The organism is Kitasatospora sp. SolWspMP-SS2h, assembly GCF_003259315.1.
In the GTDB taxonomy this organism is placed as follows: Bacteria; Actinomycetota; Actinomycetes; order Streptomycetales; family Streptomycetaceae; genus Kitasatospora; species Kitasatospora fiedleri.
The window spans coordinates 164,801-183,672 of the sequence record NZ_QLLT01000012.1; the positions used below are offsets into that span (position 1 = coordinate 164,801).

Annotated in this window: 20 protein-coding genes; 9 read left to right on the top strand and 11 right to left on the bottom strand. The window is 75.6% G+C overall.

Translation table 11 applies throughout. The annotated features are described in order from the left end of the window. Window positions 1–835: 835 nt before the first annotated feature. Window positions 836–1,342 (bottom strand): hypothetical protein, encoded by a 507-nt coding sequence (locus K353_RS16935; protein WP_111554420.1) that lies wholly within the window; start codon window positions 1,340–1,342, stop codon window positions 836–838. 673 nt (window positions 1,343–2,015) lie between these two features. On the opposite strand from K353_RS16935, the gene K353_RS16940 reads away from it, so the two are divergent. From K353_RS16940 to K353_RS16950, 3 genes are all read left to right on the top strand, one after another. Further along, window positions 2,016–3,662, top strand: a complete 1,647-nt coding sequence (locus K353_RS16940) for an ABC-F family ATP-binding cassette domain-containing protein (RefSeq protein WP_111554421.1) — start codon at window positions 2,016–2,018, stop codon at window positions 3,660–3,662. 126 nt (window positions 3,663–3,788) lie between these two features. Continuing rightward, on the top strand, window positions 3,789–4,466 hold the full coding sequence (locus K353_RS16945; protein ID WP_111554491.1) for a nitroreductase family protein: 678 nt from the start codon (window positions 3,789–3,791) through the stop codon (window positions 4,464–4,466). A 98-nt stretch (window positions 4,467–4,564) separates the two neighbouring features. Continuing rightward, a complete protein-coding gene (locus K353_RS16950; protein ID WP_158585421.1) occupies window positions 4,565–5,158 on the top strand; it encodes a GNAT family N-acetyltransferase in 594 nt (197 codons plus the stop codon). Window positions 5,159–5,213: 55 nt separating this feature from the next. On the opposite strand, the gene K353_RS16955 is transcribed toward K353_RS16950, so the two are convergent. Beyond that, window positions 5,214–5,849 (bottom strand): TetR/AcrR family transcriptional regulator, encoded by a 636-nt coding sequence (locus K353_RS16955; RefSeq protein ID WP_199528128.1) that lies wholly within the window; start codon window positions 5,847–5,849, stop codon window positions 5,214–5,216. Window positions 5,850–6,016: 167 nt separating this feature from the next. Between K353_RS16955 and K353_RS16960 the strand changes: the two genes are divergently transcribed. Continuing rightward, window positions 6,017–6,649, top strand: a complete 633-nt coding sequence (locus K353_RS16960) for an FMN-dependent NADH-azoreductase (RefSeq protein ID WP_111554424.1) — start codon at window positions 6,017–6,019, stop codon at window positions 6,647–6,649. 81 nt (window positions 6,650–6,730) lie between these two features. On the opposite strand, the gene K353_RS16965 is transcribed toward K353_RS16960, so the two are convergent. The 3 genes from K353_RS16965 to K353_RS16975 are packed head-to-tail and all read right to left on the bottom strand — an operon-like array spanning window position 6,731 to window position 7,985. Continuing rightward, the gene (locus tag K353_RS16965) at window positions 6,731–6,943 is read right to left on the bottom strand and encodes a DUF397 domain-containing protein (RefSeq protein WP_111554425.1); all 213 of its coding nucleotides are present in this window, start codon (window positions 6,941–6,943) and stop codon (window positions 6,731–6,733) included. Then, window positions 6,940–7,155, bottom strand: a complete 216-nt coding sequence (locus K353_RS16970) for a DUF397 domain-containing protein (protein ID WP_111554426.1) — start codon at window positions 7,153–7,155, stop codon at window positions 6,940–6,942. The genes K353_RS16965 and K353_RS16970 overlap by 4 nt, the downstream gene beginning before the upstream one ends. Further along, window positions 7,152–7,985 carry a helix-turn-helix transcriptional regulator gene (locus K353_RS16975; RefSeq protein ID WP_111554427.1) on the bottom strand — a complete coding sequence of 278 codons (834 nt, stop codon included), beginning with the start codon at window positions 7,983–7,985 and terminating at the stop codon, window positions 7,152–7,154. Before K353_RS16975 ends, K353_RS16970 begins: the two co-directional genes overlap by 4 nt. A 207-nt stretch (window positions 7,986–8,192) precedes the next feature. Here K353_RS16975 and K353_RS16980 point away from each other — a divergent pair, with 207 nt between their 5' ends. The 3 genes from K353_RS16980 to K353_RS16990 all read left to right on the top strand — a co-directional run bounded on the left by K353_RS16980 (window position 8,193) and on the right by K353_RS16990 (window position 9,679). Next, the gene (locus K353_RS16980; protein ID WP_233533633.1) at window positions 8,193–8,405 is read left to right on the top strand and encodes a hypothetical protein; all 213 of its coding nucleotides are present in this window, start codon (window positions 8,193–8,195) and stop codon (window positions 8,403–8,405) included. Beyond that, window positions 8,395–8,784, top strand: coding sequence for a hypothetical protein (locus tag K353_RS16985; RefSeq protein ID WP_111554428.1), 390 nt, complete (start codon window positions 8,395–8,397; stop codon window positions 8,782–8,784). Before K353_RS16980 ends, K353_RS16985 begins: the two co-directional genes overlap by 11 nt. Before the next feature lie 331 nt (window positions 8,785–9,115). Next, on the top strand, window positions 9,116–9,679 hold the full coding sequence (locus tag K353_RS16990; RefSeq protein ID WP_111554429.1) for an NUDIX hydrolase: 564 nt from the start codon (window positions 9,116–9,118) through the stop codon (window positions 9,677–9,679). 58 nt (window positions 9,680–9,737) lie between these two features. Here K353_RS16990 and K353_RS16995 read toward each other — a convergent pair whose 3' ends face one another. Further along, window positions 9,738–12,062: a Tex family protein gene (locus K353_RS16995; protein ID WP_111554492.1), complete on the bottom strand. Its 2,325-nt coding sequence runs from the start codon at window positions 12,060–12,062 to the stop codon at window positions 9,738–9,740. A 249-nt stretch (window positions 12,063–12,311) separates the two neighbouring features. On the opposite strand from K353_RS16995, the gene K353_RS17000 reads away from it, so the two are divergent. Continuing rightward, the gene (locus K353_RS17000; protein ID WP_111554430.1) at window positions 12,312–13,649 is read left to right on the top strand and encodes a glycosyltransferase 87 family protein; all 1,338 of its coding nucleotides are present in this window, start codon (window positions 12,312–12,314) and stop codon (window positions 13,647–13,649) included. Between the two features lie 87 nt (window positions 13,650–13,736). After that, window positions 13,737–14,126 carry a PPOX class F420-dependent oxidoreductase gene (locus tag K353_RS17005; protein ID WP_111554431.1) on the top strand — a complete coding sequence of 130 codons (390 nt, stop codon included), beginning with the start codon at window positions 13,737–13,739 and terminating at the stop codon, window positions 14,124–14,126. Between the two features lie 7 nt (window positions 14,127–14,133). Here K353_RS17005 and K353_RS17010 read toward each other — a convergent pair whose 3' ends face one another. From K353_RS17010 to K353_RS17030, 5 genes are all read right to left on the bottom strand, one after another. Further along, on the bottom strand, window positions 14,134–14,916 hold the full coding sequence (locus K353_RS17010) for an SGNH/GDSL hydrolase family protein (protein ID WP_111554432.1): 783 nt from the start codon (window positions 14,914–14,916) through the stop codon (window positions 14,134–14,136). Between the two features lie 110 nt (window positions 14,917–15,026). Then, window positions 15,027–15,827, bottom strand: a complete 801-nt coding sequence (locus tag K353_RS17015; RefSeq protein ID WP_111554433.1) for a family 1 encapsulin nanocompartment shell protein — start codon at window positions 15,825–15,827, stop codon at window positions 15,027–15,029. Beyond that, window positions 15,824–16,843, bottom strand: a complete 1,020-nt coding sequence (locus K353_RS17020) for a Dyp-type peroxidase (protein ID WP_111554434.1) — start codon at window positions 16,841–16,843, stop codon at window positions 15,824–15,826. Before K353_RS17020 ends, K353_RS17015 begins: the two co-directional genes overlap by 4 nt. Window positions 16,844–17,013: 170 nt before the next feature. After that, the gene (locus tag K353_RS17025) at window positions 17,014–17,463 is read right to left on the bottom strand and encodes a MarR family winged helix-turn-helix transcriptional regulator (RefSeq protein WP_233533634.1); all 450 of its coding nucleotides are present in this window, start codon (window positions 17,461–17,463) and stop codon (window positions 17,014–17,016) included. A gap of 415 nt (window positions 17,464–17,878) precedes the next feature. Further along, window positions 17,879–18,814 (bottom strand): MerR family transcriptional regulator, encoded by a 936-nt coding sequence (locus K353_RS17030; RefSeq protein ID WP_111554493.1) that lies wholly within the window; start codon window positions 18,812–18,814, stop codon window positions 17,879–17,881. Window positions 18,815–18,872: the final 58 nt, after the last annotated feature.

An 18,872-nucleotide genomic window follows, 5' to 3' on the forward strand; every position in this document is an offset into this window, starting at 1 on the left:
CAGGTACTTCATCCTCCAGCGCCCACGCTGGCAGCGTCCGTCCCAACATCTCCTGCGGCACCCTGCACAACTCCGCCGGCACCACCGGGGACGGAGCCATTTTGCGTGATCTTCACCGCCCAAGGCTCCCGCCCTGCTGCCCGCCCGGCGGGCCAGACCCCGGATCTGCGCCTGCACCTGCGGGTCGGCGCGCAGGGGCGCACACCGCAAGGAGGCGGTGCAGCGGGTACCCGCCCCTTCCCGCTACACCGACCCTTCTCGCGGGGCAGCAGCTTCGTGCGGCGGGAGCGGGACGGGCTGTGCCCGGGCCGGATCCCGATCGTGGCCTTTGGCGCCCGGGCCCTGTCCTGGACCGTGCCACCGTCCCAGGGTCGGAGCGCATGCAGGATCCAGTCCTCGGCTGGCGCCAGCCGGCCCGGGTGCGCATCACGGCGATCGCCTCGTCGTCCCGGCCGTACCGGGCCAGCAGGTCCGCCAGTTGGTCGCGGCCGGGACGCCGGTGCATTTGAGCGGGGAGCACAATGCGTTCGCGTGGCGGACACGGCAGCAGTGGGAGCCGTTCCTGCAGCCGGAGCAGCAGGCGCGGTTCTCCTCGCTCCGCGCCGCCCACCGGGCAGGCCGCACCGAGGTGCTGGTCGACGGCCGGGGCGCGGGCGCCGCACCGGTGCCGTCGCCGATGCGACCGGAAAGCTGACCGGCCACCGACGGCTTCTGCCGCACCATGGCCAGGACCGCGGACCCGGTCGTGCTGCTGTGCCGCTCGACCGGCCGGTTCCTCGCCGAGCCGGACGCCCTGTGCCACACGGGCAGGCCGAGCCTCCGGGCAGCGGTGCGGTCAGCGCGCGCGGATGGCCGCCTGTCGGGCGGTGACGACAGCGCGCCGCCGCCCGCGGACGCTCTGCTCGTCGTCGATCCAGCGGGCGCTGATGGCCGGGTCGGCGGTCCGGTCGGCCGTAGCACAGGAGATGTCGAGGTAGTAGCCGTAGTCGCCCCCCGCGGTGAGTCCGCCAAGTCGGGCCACTACGCCGTCGGTGCCGTGCTGGTCACCGGTGACGGCGTAGTGGAAGGCGAAGGCGAGCTCGACGGCGGCCCGGGCGGCGCCGATGCCCGCGTTGCCGGTGTCGGCGCGCATTTGGAGGGCTGGCCGTTCGAAGGAGTTGGTGCCAGCGTCCCGGATGAGTGCCGCGGTGGCGACGGTGAAGGTGGTGGCGGTCAGGGTGCGCTCGTGCAGCAGCTGGGCGGCGGAGTCGATCTCGTCGCCCGCCGCGCGTACGCCGTTCCCGGAGCCGGCCGCGGCTGACTGGCCGAGCAGGCCTGAACCCAGGTTGGCGCCGGATCGCACCGCCGGACCAACAGTCGCCGGCTGGCACGCCTGGGCGTCGGAGGCGGCGTGGCCCCTGCCGCTGCTGCCGGACGACGCCGACCAGGAGGCCGAGCCACCGACCACCTATCGGCTGTAGACGGAGCCGGAGTTCGGGCAGCCGGGACGGCAGGTGTTCGGCAGTGGTCGGCGAGAACGGGCCGCCGCCGGGGAAAAGCGGTCAAAGTGCCGACAACAGGCGGAATCGGATCTACGGTCGCCTGCACACGACCCACCGGCGCCACGGAGAGGAGCACTGCCGTGCCGCACGACGGCAGCATTTGGGGCAGGCCGACCGACAGCATCTGGGGCGGCGCCGCCCACCGGCGGCCCGCTGCCGATCCGCCCGCCGGCCCGCCGGACCCGCTGAACGTCCCGGATCAGGGCCCGTAGCCGCGCCCGCCGAACCGCCGGCCGGCACGCCTGTGCGGTCCGAGCGGGCACGTGGACTCACCGGTCCGCGAGCCCTTCCCGGCAAGGTCCCGGATCGTCCGGATCCACCGCGCCGGCCGGGAAGGCGGCCGGGGGCAGCCCGCTGCGGTGCGCGCAAGCGGCCGTCCGAACGTTCCTGCCCCGGCTCGGTCGTTCGGGCCGGGACGTCGGGTTCAGCCGGCCGTCCGGGGCGCTCCGGGCGGCGGCCTAGAATCGGGGCATCATGACTGCCACTCTCGTCGTCAAGGACCTCGCCGCCGGCCACGGCGAGCGCACGCTGTTCTCCGGGCTGGACCTGGTCGTCGCCCCCGGGGACGTGATCGGCCTGGTCGGGGTGAACGGCGCGGGCAAGTCCACGCTGCTGCGGCTGCTGGCCGGGCTGGACGCCCCGGAGGGCGGTTCGCTCAGGCTCAGCCCGCCGACCGCGAACGTCGGGCACCTGCCGCAGGAGCCGGAGCGCCGGGAGGGCGAGTCGGTGCGCGACTTCCTGGCCCGCCGCACCGGTGTCGCGGCGGCCCAGGCGGCGCTGGACGAGGCCACCGAGGGCCTGGTGGAGGGCCGGCCGGGCGCGGACGACGCGTACGCGGTGAGCCTGGACCGCTGGCTGGAGCTGGGCGGCGCGGACCTGGAGGAGCGGGCCGAGGAGGTCGCCGGCCAGCTCGGCCTGAAGGTCTCGCTGGACCTGCCGATGACGGCGCTGTCCGGCGGCCAGGCGGCCCGCGCGGGCCTGGCCTCGCTGCTGCTGTCGCGCTACGACGTGTTCCTGCTGGACGAGCCCACCAACGACCTGGACCTGGACGGCCTGGAGCGCCTGGAGGCGTTCGTGAAGGGCCTGCGCGCGGGCACCGTGCTGATCAGCCACGACCGCGAGTTCCTGGCCCGCACCGTGACCAAGGTGCTGGAGCTGGACCTGCACCAGCAGCAGGTGAACCTGTACGGCGGCGGGTACGACGCGTACCTGGAGGAGCGGGCGATCTCCCGCCGGCACGCCCGCGAGCAGTACGAGGAGTTCGCGGACACGAAGGCCGGGCTGGAGGCGCGGGCCCAGATGCAGCGCAACTGGATGGAGCACGGTGTCCGCAACGCCCGGCGCAAGGGCGGCGACAACGACAAGAAGGCCCGGGCGCAGCGCGCCGAGTCGACCGAGAAGCAGGCCGCGAAGGCCCGGCAGACCCAGCGGATGATCGAGCGCCTGGACGTGGTGGAGGAGCCCCGCAAGGAGTGGGAGCTGCGGATGGAGATCGCCGCCGCGCCGCGCTCCGGCTCGGTGGTGGCGACGCTCGGGCAGGCCTCCGTCCGGCGCGGGGACTTCGCGTTCGGGCCGGTGGACCTCCAGATCGACTGGGCGGACCGGGTGGCGATCACCGGCGCGAACGGCGCGGGCAAGTCGACGCTGCTGGCGGCGCTGCTGGGCCGGCTGGAGCTGGACGCGGGCAGTGCGGCGCTCGGCTCGGGCGTGCTGGTCGGCGAGGTGGAGCAGGCCCGCGGGCACCTGTTCGGCGGCGACGCCGGGCGTCCGCTGCTGGAGGCGTTCGCCGCCGCCGTGCCGGACCTCGCCCCGGAGGAGGTCCGCACCCTGCTGGCCAAGTTCGGCCTGAAGGCGGTGCACGTGCTGCGCCCGGCCGCGACGCTCTCCCCCGGCGAGCGGACCAGGGCGGCGCTGGCCCTGCTCCAGGCGCGCGGGGTGAACCTGCTGGTGCTGGACGAGCCGACCAACCACCTGGACCTGCCGGCGATCGAGCAGTTGGAGTCGGCGCTGGCCTCGTACACCGGCACCCTGCTGCTGGTCACCCACGACCGCCGGATGCTGGACACCGTGCAGGTGAACCGGCGGCTGGTGGTCGCGGACGGGAAGGTCTCCGAAGCCTGAGGCGGGGCCGACCCGGGGCCGGGGCCGCGCCCGAGCCGGGGGTTGCGCCCGGTCGTTCTGGGCCGGTTCTTGCCAGGGCCCGGCGGCGTCTTCCGCCCGGGTGCGCCGTGTGCTGTGCTGGCGCGCATGGTTGACCGAGCTTCCGCCCCGGCCCCGTCCCACCCGACGGCGCCGCTGCACCCGATGACCGTGCCCGCCCACGAGGCGGCCGACCGCTGCCGGGCCTTCCACCGGGTGATGGCCCGGCGCCGCACCGTGCGCGACTACGCGAGCCGCCCGCTGCCCGAGGGGGTGCTGGAGTGGGCGGTGCGGACGGCGGCGACCGCGCCGAGCGGCGCGCACGTGCAGCCGTGGCGGTTCGTGGTGGTCACCGATCCGGAGCGCAAGCGGCGGCTGCGGGAGGCCGCGGAGGCGGAGGAGCGGGAGTTCTACGCGCACCGGGCGTCCGAGGAGTGGCTGGCGGCGCTGGCCCCGATCGGCACCGACTGGCGCAAGCCGTTCCTGGAGGACGCGCCCGCGGTGATCGTGGTGTTCGAGGTGCACAAGGGTCCGGACTCGCCGCGCCCGTACTACACCAAGGAGTCGGTGGGCATCGCGGTGGGCTTCCTGCTCGCGGCCCTGCACCAGGCGGGCCTGGCCACGCTGACCCACACGCCCAGCCCGATGCGCTTCCTCAACGAGGTGTGCGACCGCCCGCCGGAGGAGCGCGCCGCGTACGTCATCCCGGTCGGCTACCCGGCCGAGGGCGCCCGGGTGCCGGACCTGGTCCGCAAGCCGCTGGACGAGGTGCTGGTGCGGCTCTGAGCCGCCGCCCGCCCGGGTGGTGCGCCCGGGTGGTGCGCCCGGGTGGCGGAGGGGATATCCGCTGGTCGGCGCGTTGCCGGATGGCGCATACTCCGTCCATGAGTCACTCCACCGACGCACCTGACAACGCTGTGCGACCGCTCACCGCGGGCCGCCCGCCCGAGCTGCTGCCCCTCGGCGGCGGCGCGCACCTGCGCCGCCGCCGGGTGGCGGACGCCGCCGGGCTGAACGCCGCGGTGATCGCCAACCTGGACCACCTGCGTCCGTGGATGCCCTGGGCCCGGCAGGCGCCGACCCTCGCGGAGAGCGAGCAGCTCTCGGTGGCCGGCGAGGCGGCCTGGGAGCAGGGCACCGACTTCATGTACCTGCTCGGCCTGGACGCGGACCCGGCCGCGGTGATCGGCGGCTTCGGCCTGCACGGCCGGATCGGTCCGGGCGCGCTGGAGATCGGCTACTGGGTGCACCACGGGCACACCGGCCGCGGCCTGGCCACCGCCGCCGCCCGCGCGCTCACCTCGGCCGCCCTGGCCCTGCCGGGCATCACCCGCGCCGAGATCCACTGCGACGAGTCGAACGCCGCCAGTGCCGCCGTGCCGCGCAGGCTCGGCTACGTCCTGGACCGGATCGAGCCGGCGGTCCCGACCGCCCCGGCCGAGACCGGCCGCAAGATGATCTGGCGGACCGGGGCCTGAGCGCCCGCCGGTACGCGCGACGAGGGGACGGCGCGCCCGGCGCCGCCGCCGGCGCTCAGCGGTGGGCGAGCCGTTCGATCAGCGTCTGCCAGCCGTCCGCGAGCAGGGACCCGAGGTCCTCCTCCGCGCAGCGGCCGGCGGCCGGGGCGGTGGGGGGCAGGTCGGCGACCAGGAAGAGCAGCGGGGGTCCCTCCAGGGCGCTGGCGAGCTGGAGGGCGAGGGTGTCGAGGTCGGGGAGGCCGAGGGCGGCCTGGGCGAGCAGCATCCGGATGTGCGGGCGGGAGAAGTTGGGGCCGACGGCGGGCGGGACGGGGCCCTTGCGCTCGAAGGCGGCGCGGGCGATGTGGTGGCGCTCCAGCAGGAAGCGGGTGCGGGCGCGGCCGTAGGCGATCAGCCGGTCGACCGGGTCGCCGCCGGGGCCGAGCGGGGGCGGGCCGGACAGCACCTGGCACTGGAAGCGCTGCTCCTCGGCGTCGAGCAGGGCGCGGAAGATCCCGGCCCGGGTGCCGAAGCGGCGGAAGACGGTGCCCTTGCCCAGCCCGGCGCGTTCGGCGAGGCCGTCCATGGTCAGGTGGTCCGCCCCGAGTTCGGCGATCATCGCGCGGGCGGTGCAGAGCAGCACCTCGCGGTTGCGGGCCGCGTCCGCGCGTTCGGTGGGGGGTTTCCCGAAGGGGACCAGGGGGCTGTCCATGCCGCCAATTTACCCGGCGAGAGAAACGGGGTAAAGTCCGTTTACGTCGAGTGCGACGCCCCCCGGCCCGCACCTGAGCCCCGCCGTGCCCTGCCGCGCCCCGCCGCGCCCGCCCGCCCGCCCGCACCACCGCCCTCCCGGCGGGGTGCGAACCGAGGAGTACTGTCATGCACCTGTTCCGCCTGGACGCCAGCATCCTGCCCGGCACCTCGACCAGCGCCGAGCTGGCCACCGCCGCCGAGGCCGAGTGGACCGCCGCCCACCCCGACGGCACCGTCACCCGCCGCAACCTGGGCACCGACCCGCTGCCCGGCGACGCCTGGACGCACGCCACCCTGGCCGCGTTCACCCCCGCGGACCAGCACACCCCCGAGCAGCGGGAGGCCGCCGCGCTCGGCGCCTCGCTGGCCGAGGAGCTGCGCGCCGCCGACGCCGCGATCATCGCCGTGCCGCTCTACAACTGGGGCGTCTCCCAGCACTTCAAGACCTGGGTCGACCTGGTCATCGCGGCCGCCGGCCCGACCGCCGAGCTGCTCAAGGACAAGCCGGTCCTCCTGGTCGCCTCGTTCGGCGGCGGCTTCGCCGCCGGCACCCCCCGCGAGGGCTGGGACCACTCCACCCCCTACGTCGAGCGCATCCTGCGCGACGTCTGGGGCGCCGACCTGACCACCGTCCGCCGCGAACTGACCATGGCCGCCGCCAACCCGGCGATGGAGAGCCTGCGGGACCTGGCCGCCGAGTACCACACCCAGGCCCTGGACGCCGCCGCCACCGCCGGCAAGAACCTGGCCCGCGCCTGACCACCCCGCCCCTCCGGGCAGGCAGAAGCCCCGCGCGCCCGACACCTCGGGCCCGCGGGGCTTCACCGCACTGACGCGGCCTCAGACCTCGCCGAGACCGCCGGACTTGACCGCCGCGACGAACGCGGTGAAGGCCGCCTCGGGGAACACCAGCACCGGCCCCTGCGGGTCCTTCGAGTCACGGACCGGCAGCCGACCGGGCAGCCCGGCCGGAGCCACCTCCACGCAGTAGCCACCATTGTTGCTGTAGGTGGACTTCACCCAGCGCAGCTCGGACAGGTCGACGCCGGTCACGAAAGCTCCTCGAAAGCACCGGACTTGACCGCCGCGACGAACGCGGTGAAGGCTGCCTCGGGGAACACCAGCACCGGCCCCTGCGGGTCCTTCGAGTCACGGACCGGCAGCCGACCGGGCAGCCCGGCCGGAGCCACCTCCACGCAGTCGCCGCCGTTGTTGCTGTAGGTGGACTTCACCCAGCGGAGCTCGGACAGGTCGACGTCGGTCATGAGAGTTCCTTCCTGACAACCCGGATCCTGGCGAGTGAAGCGGCCGTAGACAGGGACTCCACCTGGAGCAGATCGTACTCCCTGGACCAGGTCGAAACCGCGTCCCGGCCGCGCTCCAGATGGCCCCGGGCCTGGGATTCCGCGTACCCGACGACCACCCGGTCGGGGAGGTCGAGCAGCACCAGCGGCATCGTGAACGGCGCGCGCTCGCCGATGTCGAACGGGGCGATCTGCAGGGTGATCCGGGGCCGCCCGGCCAGCTCCTCCAGGTGCCCCAACTGCTCGGCCATGACCGCCGGGCCGCCCACCGGACGCCGGATGCAGCTCTCGTCCAGGACGGCGTGCACGAAGGGCGGGTCCGTCCGGGCCAGCAGCTCCTGCCGGGTCGCCAGGAAGGCGATCCGCGCGTCGGCCTGCGCCTGGGTGATGCTCCCCCGCTGCACGGCCGCCGCCGCGAGCGCGGACGCGTAGGCCGGCGTCTGGAACAGGCCGGGCACCACGCCGAGTGCGAAGGTCCGCAGCCGGCGGCACCGGGCCTCCGCCGCGGTGAACTCCGCGAAGCCCTCCAGCAGGCTGGCGTTCGAGTACTGCCGCCAGAGCTGCTGGAACCGCTCCCCGGTCCCGAACACCTGATCGGCCCTGACCGCGAGGTTAAGGGTTACGGGCTTCTTCCCTCTTTCCACGTACGAGAGCAGCCCGCCCGAGTACCCCATGCGCGCGGCCAGGGCCAGTTGGGACCATCCGCGCGCCCTCCGCGACCTGCGGAGTTCCTCACCGAAGCGCAGAGCCGGAGATGACGTGCCGTCAACTTCCCCACCATCGCTCACCATTGAAGCTCCTTAACTCGCGTGAACCGTCAACGGGCAAGTACTGGTGAGCGTAGTCGTTTCTGCCGATGCTGGTGACACACCGGAAGAAGAAGGACGCGGACGGTGACCGGCGCGCGGAGCGCGGTCCCGGCGCGCGTCGGCCCGGTGCCCTCCGGGGGCGTGGACGCCCCCTTCCCGCCCGGCCCGAGCACTGCGAGGTCCACCACCATGTCCGATCACCCATGCCCCGACCCGGAGGCGAAGTTGACGATCCGCGTCTACACGGCGCGGGCCGACGGCACCCGGGTCCAGGTCTCGTTCCGCACGTCCGACGAACCGACCGGCCCCGCGCCGCTCTCCCCGCTGACCTGGCCGGCCTGCCGGTGTCCGCGGTGCGGTGACGGCGACGGCGGTGGGGAGCGGGCGTCGGATGCGGCCTGAGGAACAGCCGGAGGATTCCGAGGAGGAGGAGGCGGCGGCGCGGCGGCGGGCCTGGGCGATCGCCGACCGGCTGACCCGGGCCGGTGGCGAGGAGGCCCGGCTGACCTCCGTCGCGGGCGGGTACCGGGTCGAGCTCCGGTCGACCCGGCCGGCGCCGGACGCGGCCGGGGTGCTGGCGGCCCTCGCGCTGGGCGACCGCTGGGGGCACCGGCGTTCGATCCTCCCCGGCAGCGGCGGTCTCGTGCAGGACAGCGTGTGGAGCGAGGTCCGGTCGGAGCCGTCCGGCCCATCGGGCCCGGAGCGGGGGCGGGAGGGCGGTACCGGTGGTGTCGGCGAAGGGAGCCTTAAGGGCGGCTCAAGCGGGGCGGGGAACGCTTGACGGGCCTCGGCGGGCCGGGCATTTTTGGGTGCACGGAGCGGTCCGGCCGCTCCCGGCACGGTGGTCGAGAACCCGCTCTCGGGCGGGTGCGGAGAACCAACCCCCACACGGCCCGGTCGTCGCGCTCCCCCACGGTCAGTACGCGCGGTCGACCGGGCCGGTTCCGTGCCCGCGGTTCCGTGCCCGCGGTTCCGTGCCCGGGTTTCGGTGACGGCCGGTCAGGCGGACGCCCGGCACGGCGGGTTGACGGGGTACCACGGGCGGGTGGGGTTTCGTCCGCCGCGTTGACCGTCCGGGTCCGTTCGGGACCGGCCGGGACTACGATCGATCGATGACGGACACCACACGCAGAGCAAGCGACAGCACCGGACTGGCCGCCAGGTACCCGGCCCTGCACGCGCCGCAGCGCTGGGAGTGGGGCGGTATCGACGCCCAGTTCAGCACCGACCTGCCACCGGACGAACTCATCACCAACATCCACCTGGTCGGCTTCGCCGAGGGCCGGGTCGTCCTGTGCCGGGACGTCCGCGGCCACTGGTTCCTGCCCGGCGGCACCCGGGAGGCCGCCGAGAGCGTCGAGTCCTGCCTGGAGCGCGAGCTGCGCGAGGAGGCCGGCGCCCGGCTGCTGGGGCCGCCGACCTGGATCGGGCACCACCTCGCCGTGACCGACTCGCCCGCGCCCTACCGGCCCTGGCAGCCGCACCCGGTGAAGGCGTGGCTCTGGGGCTGGGCCGACGTCCTGGTCGACTCCGCCCCCACCAACCCGGACGACGGCGAGCAGGTGGTCGAGGTCCGCCCGGTCACCCCCGACGAGGCGCTGCGGCTGCTCGGCGACCACCGCGAGCCCTGGTGGTCCGAACTCGTCGCGCTGGCGGTCGAGTCCCGCACCGGCTGACCGGCGGCCGGGCCCCGGCCGCCGGCGCGGGGCGGGGCGGTGCCGCCCGGCCGCCCGGCTACTTGCCCAGGCCCGCGCGGCGGAGGGCGTCGGCCATGGCGGAGTTGGCGGGGGCGGCGGCCGGGGGGACGGGGCGGCGCTCCTGGCGCGGGGGCCGGGAGTCCCGCCGGGGGGACGGCTCGCGGCGGCCGCCGCCGGACCCGCCGGGGGCGGTCTCGTCGTCCAGGCGCAGGGTCAGGCCGATCCGCTTGCGCTGGACGTCCACGCTGGTGACCTTGGCACGGACGATGTCGCCGGGCTTGACCACCTCGCGCGGGTCCTTGACGAAGTTCTTCGACAGCGCGGAGACGTGCACCAGGCCGTCCTGGTGGACGCCGACGTCGACGAAGGCGCCGAACGCGGCGACGTTGGTGACCACGCCCTCCAGCACCATGCCGACCTCCAGGTCGGAGAGCTTCTCGACGCCGTCCTTGAAGGTGGCGGTCTGGAAGGCGGGGCGCGGGTCGCGGCCGGGCTTGTCGAGCTCGCCGAGGATGTCGGTGACGGTCGGGACGCCGAAGGTCCCGTCGGCGAAGTCGCCCGGCCGCAGCGCGCGCAGCGCCGGGCCGTTGCCGATCAGTTCGCGCAGCTGCCCGCCGGTGGCGGCGAGGATGCGGCGGACCACCGGGTACGCCTCGGGGTGGACGGCCGAGGCGTCCAGCGGGTCGTCGCCGTCGGGGATGCGCAGGAAGCCCGCGCACTGCTCGAACGCCTTGGGGCCGAGCCGGGCGACGTCCTTGAGCGCCTTGCGGGTGCGGAACGGCCCGTTCGCGTCCCGGTGGGCGACGATGTTGTCGGCGAGCGTGCCGGTGATGCCGGAGACCCGGGTGAGCAGCGGCGCGGAGGCGGTGTTGACGTCGACGCCGACGGCGTTGACGCAGTCCTCGACCACGGCGTCCAGCGAGCGGGAGAGCTTGAGCTCGCTCAGGTCGTGCTGGTACTGGCCGACGCCGATCGACTTGGGGTCGATCTTCACCAGCTCGGCCAGCGGGTCCTGGAGGCGGCGGGCGATGGAGACCGCGCCGCGGATCGAGACGTCCAGCCCGGGGAGCTCCTGGGCGGCGAACGCGGAGGCGGAGTAGACGGACGCGCCGGCCTCGCTGACCATCACCTTGGTCAGGCCCAGCTCGGGGTGGCGCTTGATCAGGTCGGCGGCCAGCCGGTCGGTCTCCCGGGACGCGGTGCCGTTGCCGATCGCCACCAGGTCGACCCGGTACTGCGCGGCCAGCCGGGCCAGGGCGGCGAGCGCGGCGTCCCACTTGTTGGCGGGCTGGTGCGGGTAGACCGTCTCGTGCGCGACGACCTTGCCGGTGGCGTCGACCACGGCGACCTTGACGCCGGTGCGGAAGCCCGGGTCGAGGCCCATGGTGGCGCGCGTCCCCGCGGGGGCGGCGAGCAGCAGGTCGCGCAGGTTGGCGGCGAAGACCCGCACCGCCTCGTCCTCGGCCTCGGCGCGCAGCCGGGTGCGCAGGTCGATGCCGAGCCGGACCAGGATGCGGGTGCGCCAGGCCCAGCGGACGGTGTCGGTGAGCCACCTGTCGGCGGGGCGGCCGCGGTCGGCGATGCCGAAGCGGGCGGCGATCCGCTGCTCGTAGTCGCTCGCGCCGGGCAGGTCGGCCTCCTGCTCGCCGTCGTACGGGGAGAGTTCGAGGTCGAGGGCCTCCTCCTTCTCGCCGCGCAGCATGGCCAGGATGCGGTGCGAGGGCAGCTTGGTGTACGGCTCGGCGAAGTCGAAGTAGTCGGCGAACTTGGCGCCGTCCTGCTCCTTGCCGTCCCGGACCTTCGCGACCAGCCGGCCGCGGGTCCACATCCGCTCGCGCAGCGAGCCGACCAGGTCGGCGTCCTCGCCGAAGCGCTCGACCAGGACGGCCCGGGCGCCCTCCAGGGCGGCGGGCACGTCGGCGACCTGCTCGTTCAGGTAGGTCGCGGCGAGCGCGGCCGGGTCCTGTCCCGGGTCGGCGAGCAGGGTGTCGGCGAGCGGTCCGAGGCCGGCCTCGCGGGCGATCTGCGCCTTGGTGCGCCGCTTGGGCTTGTACGGGAGGTAGATGTCCTCCAGCCGGGCCTTGGAGTCGGCGGCGAGGACCTGCGCGCGCAGCGCGTCGTCCAGCCTGCCCTGGGCCTCGATGGACTCCAGGACGGCGGTGCGGCGCTCCTCCAGCTCGCGCAGGTAGCGCAGCCGCTCCTCCAGGGTGCGCAGCTGGGTGTCGTCCAGGGCGCCGGTGGCTTCCTTGCGGTAGCGGGCGATGAAGGGAACGGTCGCACCCCCGTCGAGCAGGCCGACGGCGGCCTGCACCTGGTTCTCGCGGACGCCGAGCTCCTCGGCGATCTTGCGTTCGACGGGCATGGTCACGGTGCCGGTCACCCCTTCAGACGGTTGGGCGGTGTCGCCCGTGCATTCTGGCAGGTCCGACCGACGGACCTCCGGTGGACCGGGTGGCCGCTGCGGGCGTGGCGCGTTCCGGGGACGCGGGGGGACACGCGCCGGGGCGACCCGGGGGCCGCCCGAATCATCTGGTATGAGAGGTGAACGACCGTTTTGCGAACCTCCGCCAGCGCCGCTGCCGGAGCCCCCGTCAGCGCATGGGAGGACCAGGTGGCGCAGGCCCCCGCCCCGGCCGTCCGGACACCCGACCGGCCGGTCCGCTGGACCCGCCCCGCCACCTGGCCCCGCGAGGTGCTCGCGCTCGCCGCGTACTGGGTCGCCGGCCGGGTGCTGATGGTCGGGCTGATCCGCTCCGGCCGGACCGAACCCGCCATCGAGGTGCACCGGCTGTACCACGGCTGGTACCGGGTGCTGCGCACCGGCACCTTCCCGGTCGACGACGTCACCTGGCAGTACCCGCCGGGCGCGGCGCTGCCGATGCTCGCGCCGGGCCTGCTGCCGTTCCTCAGCTACCTCCAGGCGTTCGTGCTGCTGGCGCTGCTGGCCGACGCCGCCGTGCAGGCCGCGCTGCTGGCGGCCGGGCGCGGCCCGGGGCGCTCGGTCCGGGGGGCCTGGGCCTGGGCGCTGGCCCTGCCGCTGCTGCTCGGCCTGCCCTACGGGCGCTACGACCTGCTCGCCACCGCGCTCGCGGTCGGCGCGCTGCTGCTGCTCCCGGCCCGGCCCCGGCTGGGCGGGGCGCTGGCCGGGATCGGCGCGATGGTCAAGGTGTGGCCCGCGCTGACCGTGCTGGGCACCCCGCGCGGCCGCACCACCCGGCAGGCGTGGACCGCCGCCGCGCTCTCCGCGCTGGCCCTGCTGCTGGTCCTCGCCGCCTGCTTCGACCACACCCTCGGCTTCCTGCACGCCCAGGGCGGGCGCGGCGTGGAGATCGAGTCGCTGGGCGGCAGCGTGCTCCAGGTGGCCCGGCAGTTCGGCTGGTCCGGCCGGGTCGAGCAGCACTACGGCTCGTTCGAGTTCCTCGGCCGGTACGTGCACCGGATCTCGCAGCTGTCGCTGCTGCTGAGCGCCGCGGCCTTCGCCTGGCTGCTGCTGTGGCGGGTCCGGGCCCGCCGCTGGACGGCCGCCACCCCGTACGACGCGGCACTGACCGCGGTGCTGCTGTTCACCGTCACCAGCCGGGTGATCTCCCCGCAGTACCTGGTCTGGCTGATCGGCCTGGCCGCCGTCTGCCTGACCGTGGAGAGCACCACGCAGTGGCCGGTCGCCCTGCTGCTGCTGCCGGTGGTCGGCGTCACCACCGTCGACTACCCGCTGTTCTTCGAGGCGATGCAGGCCGGCGGCTGGTGGCCGACCGGGGTGATCCTGCTGCGCAACGGGCTGCTGCTGACCGCCGCGCTCTGGTCCGCCGCCCGGCTCTGGCGGGCCACCGCCTCGCCCGGGCCCGCGCCCCGCGCGACCGACGCCGCCGATGCCGGTGCCGGTGCCGGCGGCGGCGACGACGCGCAGGACGATCCGCGCGGCGACCCGGACGCCGTCCCGACGGCCTGACGGACCGGCGGCCCGACGGACCGACGGACCGGCGGACCGGCGGCCCGAGGGGGGCTGACGGGCCGCCGGCGGACGTACACTCCAGCAATGGCCGACACCGCACTGGACCGGCTCGCCGCCGGCAAGTACCTGCTGATCACCAGTTACAAGAAGGACGGCGGCGCCGTGCCCACCCCGGTGTGGGTGGTCCGGGACGGCGACGCGCTCGGGGTGTGGACCACCGCCGGGTCGTGGAAGGTCAAGCGGATCCGGCGGCGCGGCGAGGTGCTGGTCGGGCCGTGCGACGTGCGCGGCAACCCGACCGGCAAGCCGCTGCCCGCCACCGCCGAGATCGCGGACGCCGCCACCACCGAGCGCTACCGGCAGCTGCTGGCCCGCAAGTACGGGCTGGTCGGGCGGCTCACCCTGCTCGGCAGCCGGCTGCGCCGCGGCAAGGACGGCACCGTCGGGATCACCGTCCGCCTCGACCGGGGCTGACCCGGCGTCAGCCCTCGTACGGCAGCAGCTCGGGGCGCTTGGCCGGGCGGCCGTCCCCGGAGGAGCGCCCGCGCAGGCGGCGGCCGATCCACGGGCCGACGTGGGTGCCGAGCCAGCGGGCGTCGGCGCGGGCCCGCTGGGCGCGGGTGCGGGGGTCCGGCTCGGCCAGCGGGGCCCGCCAGTCCTCGGCGGCCGGGCGGCCGAGCGCCTCCAGCACCGCCAGCGCGACCCGGCGGTGGCCCTCCGGGGAGAGGTGCAGCCGGTCCTCGGCCCAGAGCCGGCGGTCGTCGAACACCGGTGCCGAGAACAGGTCGACCAGCACCACCCGGTCCGGGTGGTCGCGCACCACGCCCTCGACGAACGCCTTCATCCGCAGGATCGCGGGCAGCAGCCGGCGGCTGCCCGCCATCCGCCGGGTCGGGTCGGTGGAGGTGAACAGCACCACGGTGCGGTCCCCGGCGAGCAGCGCGCGGGTGCACGCGCCGAGCTGCCGCTCGACCTCGGCGATGTCGCAGCCCGGCCGCAGCACGTCGTTCAGGCCGCCCGCCAGCGTCACCAGGTCGGCGTCGGTCGCCGCGGCCAGGTCGACCTGCTCGTCCCGGATCTGGCCGATCAGCTTGCCGCGCACCGCCAGGTTCGCGTACCGGAAGCCGTCCGCCCCCGCCTCGGCGGCCAGCACGGCGGCGACCCGGTCCGCCCAGCCGCGGAACTGCCCGTCGGGCAGGGTGTCGTCGCACATCCCCTCGGTGAACGAGTCGCCCACCGCCACCATCGCCCGGTACTGCCGCACACCGCCTCCTGGAGTCGTCCGTCGCTGCCCCACCCTACCGAGGCGTACCGGACGGGCGGGGTGGACGGGGAGGGCGCGGAGATCGGGGAGGTCGGGGCGGGCGGTGGCGGTCAGGCCGAGGTGAGGGTGACCGCCGCCTCCGGGGTGTGGAGCTGGAAGGTGAGGGACTCCTGGAGGTAGAGGTGGACGGCGGTGTCGTCGTGGGAGAGGTAGCCGATCGAGAGGTCCTCGCCGAGGTGGAGCTCGAAGTCGCCGCCGCGGGCGGAGAGCAGGACGGCGCCCTCGACGGCGGGGGCCCAGATGATCTCGCCGTCGAGCAGGCGGGCCAGGTGGTTGTGGACCGGGTAGCCGTGGTCGGAGGTCTCGTTGACGGCGGTGAAGGTGTCGGCGCCGAGCAGCAGCGAGTAGGGGCCGCCGACCCCGGCCAGCCGCAGCACGGTGAGGGCGCGGCTGACGGCGTTGGGGTACGCGCGGACGTCGGCGGGGAGTTCGACGGCGTGGTGGGAGGAGCCGTCGCGGATGCCGGTGATGCCGGCGGCCTGGTAGCCCTCGAAGACCGCGCGGTCCTCGGCGAGGGCGATGGTGCGGGCGGCGTCCTTGACCGGGTCCCAGTCGGAGTCCTTGGAGCCGCGTTCGACGTCGTCCACCGCGGCCCGGGTGACGGTGAAGGGGACGCGCAGCTCGACCACCCGGAGGGACTCGCGGGCGCGGGCCCGGACGCCGTTGCCGGGGGCGGCGATGTCGGCGAGGTGGCCGGTGCCGACGGCCGCCAGCCCGGGCCCGTCCGGTCCGGCCAGGTCGACCACCCGGCGTCCGGCGAGGTGCAGTCGGAAGGTGCGCCGGGCCTCCTCCTCGATCTCGGCCCAGGCGGCGGCGGAGACGGGCGCCAGGGCGCGGTGCAGGTTGTTCACGGTGCGGTGCTCCTTTTCAGGCTGCCGATGCGGAGGCTGCCGTCCCGGACCGGCAGCGGGACGGCCGGGGCTTCGGCCCGGGCGCCGGGGGCGGGCGGCGGGTCGTCCAGGAAGTCCGCGCTGGGGACGTGGAAGAAGGTGCCGGTGACGGCGGTGGAGAAGTCCAGCAGCCGGTCGTGGGCGGCGGGGCCGCGGCCCAGGAACATGTTGCGGAGCATCTCCTCGGTGACCTGCGGGTCGCGGGCATAGCCGATGAAGTAGGTGCCGCACTCGCCGCCCTCGGCGAAGGAGCCGAACGGCATGTTGAGCCGCCAGATGTCGCGGTCCTCGCCGTCGGGGCCGGTGACGGTGTTCAGCGCGACGTGCGAGTCGGCGGGCTTGGCGGCGTCGTCGAGTTCGACGTTGTCGAGCTTGGTGCGGCCGATCACCCGTTCCTGGTGCTCGACGCCGATCGCGTTCCACCCGGCCATGTCGTGCAGGTACTTCTGCACGACGACGTAGCTGCCGCCGGCGAAGTCCGGGTCCTCGTCGCCGATCAGGACGGCCTCGGCGGCGTCCCGCCCGGTGGGGTTCTCGGTGCCGTCGACGAAGCCGATCAGGTCGCGGCAGTCGAAGTACCGGAAGCCGTGGGTCTCGTCCAGCACGGTGACCCGGTCGCCGAGCCGCCGGCTGACCAGGGCGGCCAGCTCGAAGCAGAGGTCCATCCGCTCGGCCCGGACGTGCAGCAGCAGGTCGCCGGGGGTGGCCGGGGCGAGGTGCCGGGGCCCGGCGAGTTCGACGAAGGGGTGCAGCTGGGCGGGGCGGGGCCCGGCGAACAGGCGGTCCCAGGCGTCGGAGCCGATGCCGAGCACCAGGCTGACGTCCTGGCGCGGGGCCCGGGAGCCGACCGAGCGGGCCAGGCCGCCGAGGTCCGGCAGCAGGTCGCGGACGGTCTGCTCGCCGCCGTCCTCGATCCCGAGCACCAGGAACACGGCGGCCCCGGTCAGCGTGGAGAGGACCGGTTGGGGCTGCGGCATGGCGGGTGCTCCCAGAGGGCTGCCGGACGTTCGGACGCCCGCCGACCATACCCGGCAAAAGGGTCCAGACTCCGCGACAGCACCCGAATCGGGCGTGTCAGGCGGGGGTTTGGGGCCGCCGGGCCGCGCGGGGGCTCGGGGCCGCCGGGCCGCGCGGGGGCTCGGGGCCGTCAGGACCGCCTGGCCTGCCGCAGCTCGGCCAGCTCCTCGGTCATCCGGGTCAGGAAGCGCACCACGGTGGCGACCTGCTCCGGCGCGAACTCGGCCCGGACCCGGTCGGTGCAGTCCGCGACGGGGGCGAACCACTCCCCGGCGATCCGGGCCGCGTCCGGGTGGTAGCGCACGTGCACCTGCCGCCGGTCGGTGGCGTCCCTGGTGCGGTGGACGTGCCCGGCCCGCTCCAACCGGTCCAGCACCGCGGTCACCGCCCCCGAGGTCAACCCCAGCTCGGCCCGCAGCCCCCCGGGCGTGATCCCGGGCGGATCGGCCGCCCGCAGCACCGCCAGCAACGCCTGGACGTCCGTCGCGTGCAGGCCCGAGGCCGCCGCGAAGTCGTGCCCGAGCAGGTTCATCTCGGACGCCAGCCCCTGCAACAACCGCCCGAACTCCCGCTGCGCCACCGGCCGCTCCTCCACCACACCCCTCCACCCACCTGCCGCCCTGCCCGCCCGACCCTGCCGCCCCGACCCTAGCGCGACCCCCTCCGACCGACCGCGCAGGCACCGCAGCGCGGCGGAACGGCGCCAAGCGCCTCCGGCGGGACCCGGCGCACCCGGAACGCGGGCCCGCCCGACCGGACCCGGGGACCGACGGCGGGCGGCCACTGCGCACCGCACCCCCGCCCGGCCCCGACTCCCGCCGGAGGCAAGTGCGTTCCCCGCACCGTCCCGTTCCGCCCGCGCCCGGCGGCACCGGCGGGCCGCAGGGACCGACACCGGCGGGAACCCCTCGGCCCTCCCCCGGCCGACGCCGCACCACGAAGCGGACCTCCGCCCCGGACATCCCGGCCGGCCGCCAGGGGCAAGGGCGTTCCCCTCACCGCCCCGTTCCGCCCGCGCCCAGCGCGCCCGTCAGCAGGGCGAGGGCGCCCGGGAGGTCGCGGGGGGCCAGGGCGTCGGCTGGGCGGGTGGTGCGGTGCCAGCCGGGACCGGCGGCGAGGAGGGTGGGGCGGACCCGGGAGCCGCGGCCGCCCCAGGCGGTGGTGGCGGTGGCGCGGACGGGGACCGGGTCGGCGGTGGCGCGGGTCTGCGACCAGAGCAGGACGGCGGCCGGGCCGGTGCGGCGGACGGCTTCGGCGAGGGCCTCGGCGGGCACCGCGGCGCCGAAGACCCGGAAGGGCAGGCCGCGTTCGGCGAGGGCGGCGGCCACCGCCTCCAGCGGGAGGGTGTGCTGCTCGCCGGGCATCGCGGCCAGCAGCACGGGCGGCCCGGGGGCGGCGACCGGGGGTTCGGCGACCCGGCGCAGCGCGCTGGAGACGTGCCAGGAGAGCAGGTGCTCGACCTCGACGTACCGCTCCCCGCTGCGGGCCCAGCGGCGTCCGGCGGCGCGCAGCGCGGGGGCCATCACGTCCGTCCAGGCGGTGACGGCGCCGAGCCGTTCGACGCTGCCGTGCAGGATGCGGGCGACCTCGGGGCTGTCCAGGCGGCGGGCCGCGCGGGCCAGTCCGCGCACCTCGGGCCGGACCGCCCCGGCCGGTCCGGGGGCCGTCGGCGGCGGGCCGTCCGCCGTTCCGGCCAGGGCGGGGGCGAGCCGGGCGGCCTCGGCGGGCGGCACCCCGCGCGCGGTGAGGCGGCACATCGCCTCCAGCACGGCCACGTCCCGGGGCGTCCAGCGCCGGTGGTGCCCGGCCTCCCGTTCGGCCGGGCCGATGCCGTAACGGCGTTCCCAGGAGCGGACGGTGGTCGGCGACACCCCGAGCCGCCGGGCGACCGCCCCGGTGCTCGTTCCCGCCTCGGCCGGTTCTGCTGACACCACGTCAGCCTAGGGCCTACCGGAGGCCCCCGGTGCCGCCACCGTCACCGCCACCGCC

Bases quoted from the DNA above. Each gene is read 5' to 3' on its own strand.
- K353_RS17005 (WP_111554431.1), top strand. From the start codon at position 13,737: ATGGCCGACACCGCACTGGACCGGCTCGCCGCCGGCAAGTACCTGCTG.
- K353_RS16950 (WP_158585421.1), top strand. From the start codon at position 4,565: ATGAGTCACTCCACCGACGCACCTGACAACGCTGTGCGACCGCTCACC.
- K353_RS16960 (WP_111554424.1), top strand. From the start codon at position 6,017: ATGCACCTGTTCCGCCTGGACGCCAGCATCCTGCCCGGCACCTCGACC.
- K353_RS16970 (WP_111554426.1), bottom strand. From the start codon at position 7,155: ATGACCGACGTCGACCTGTCCGAGCTCCGCTGGGTGAAGTCCACCTAC.
- K353_RS17020 (WP_111554434.1), bottom strand. From the start codon at position 16,843: ATGCCGCAGCCCCAACCGGTCCTCTCCACGCTGACCGGGGCCGCCGTG.
- K353_RS16985 (WP_111554428.1), top strand. From the start codon at position 8,395: ATGCGGCCTGAGGAACAGCCGGAGGATTCCGAGGAGGAGGAGGCGGCG.
- K353_RS16955 (WP_199528128.1), bottom strand. From the start codon at position 5,849: ATGGACAGCCCCCTGGTCCCCTTCGGGAAACCCCCCACCGAACGCGCG.
- K353_RS16945 (WP_111554491.1), top strand. From the start codon at position 3,789: ATGGTTGACCGAGCTTCCGCCCCGGCCCCGTCCCACCCGACGGCGCCG.
- K353_RS16995 (WP_111554492.1), bottom strand. From the start codon at position 12,062: ATGCCCGTCGAACGCAAGATCGCCGAGGAGCTCGGCGTCCGCGAGAAC.
- K353_RS16990 (WP_111554429.1), top strand. From the start codon at position 9,116: ATGACGGACACCACACGCAGAGCAAGCGACAGCACCGGACTGGCCGCC.
- K353_RS16940 (WP_111554421.1), top strand. From the start codon at position 2,016: ATGACTGCCACTCTCGTCGTCAAGGACCTCGCCGCCGGCCACGGCGAG.
- K353_RS16975 (WP_111554427.1), bottom strand. From the start codon at position 7,985: ATGGTGAGCGATGGTGGGGAAGTTGACGGCACGTCATCTCCGGCTCTG.
- K353_RS16980 (WP_233533633.1), top strand. From the start codon at position 8,193: ATGTCCGATCACCCATGCCCCGACCCGGAGGCGAAGTTGACGATCCGC.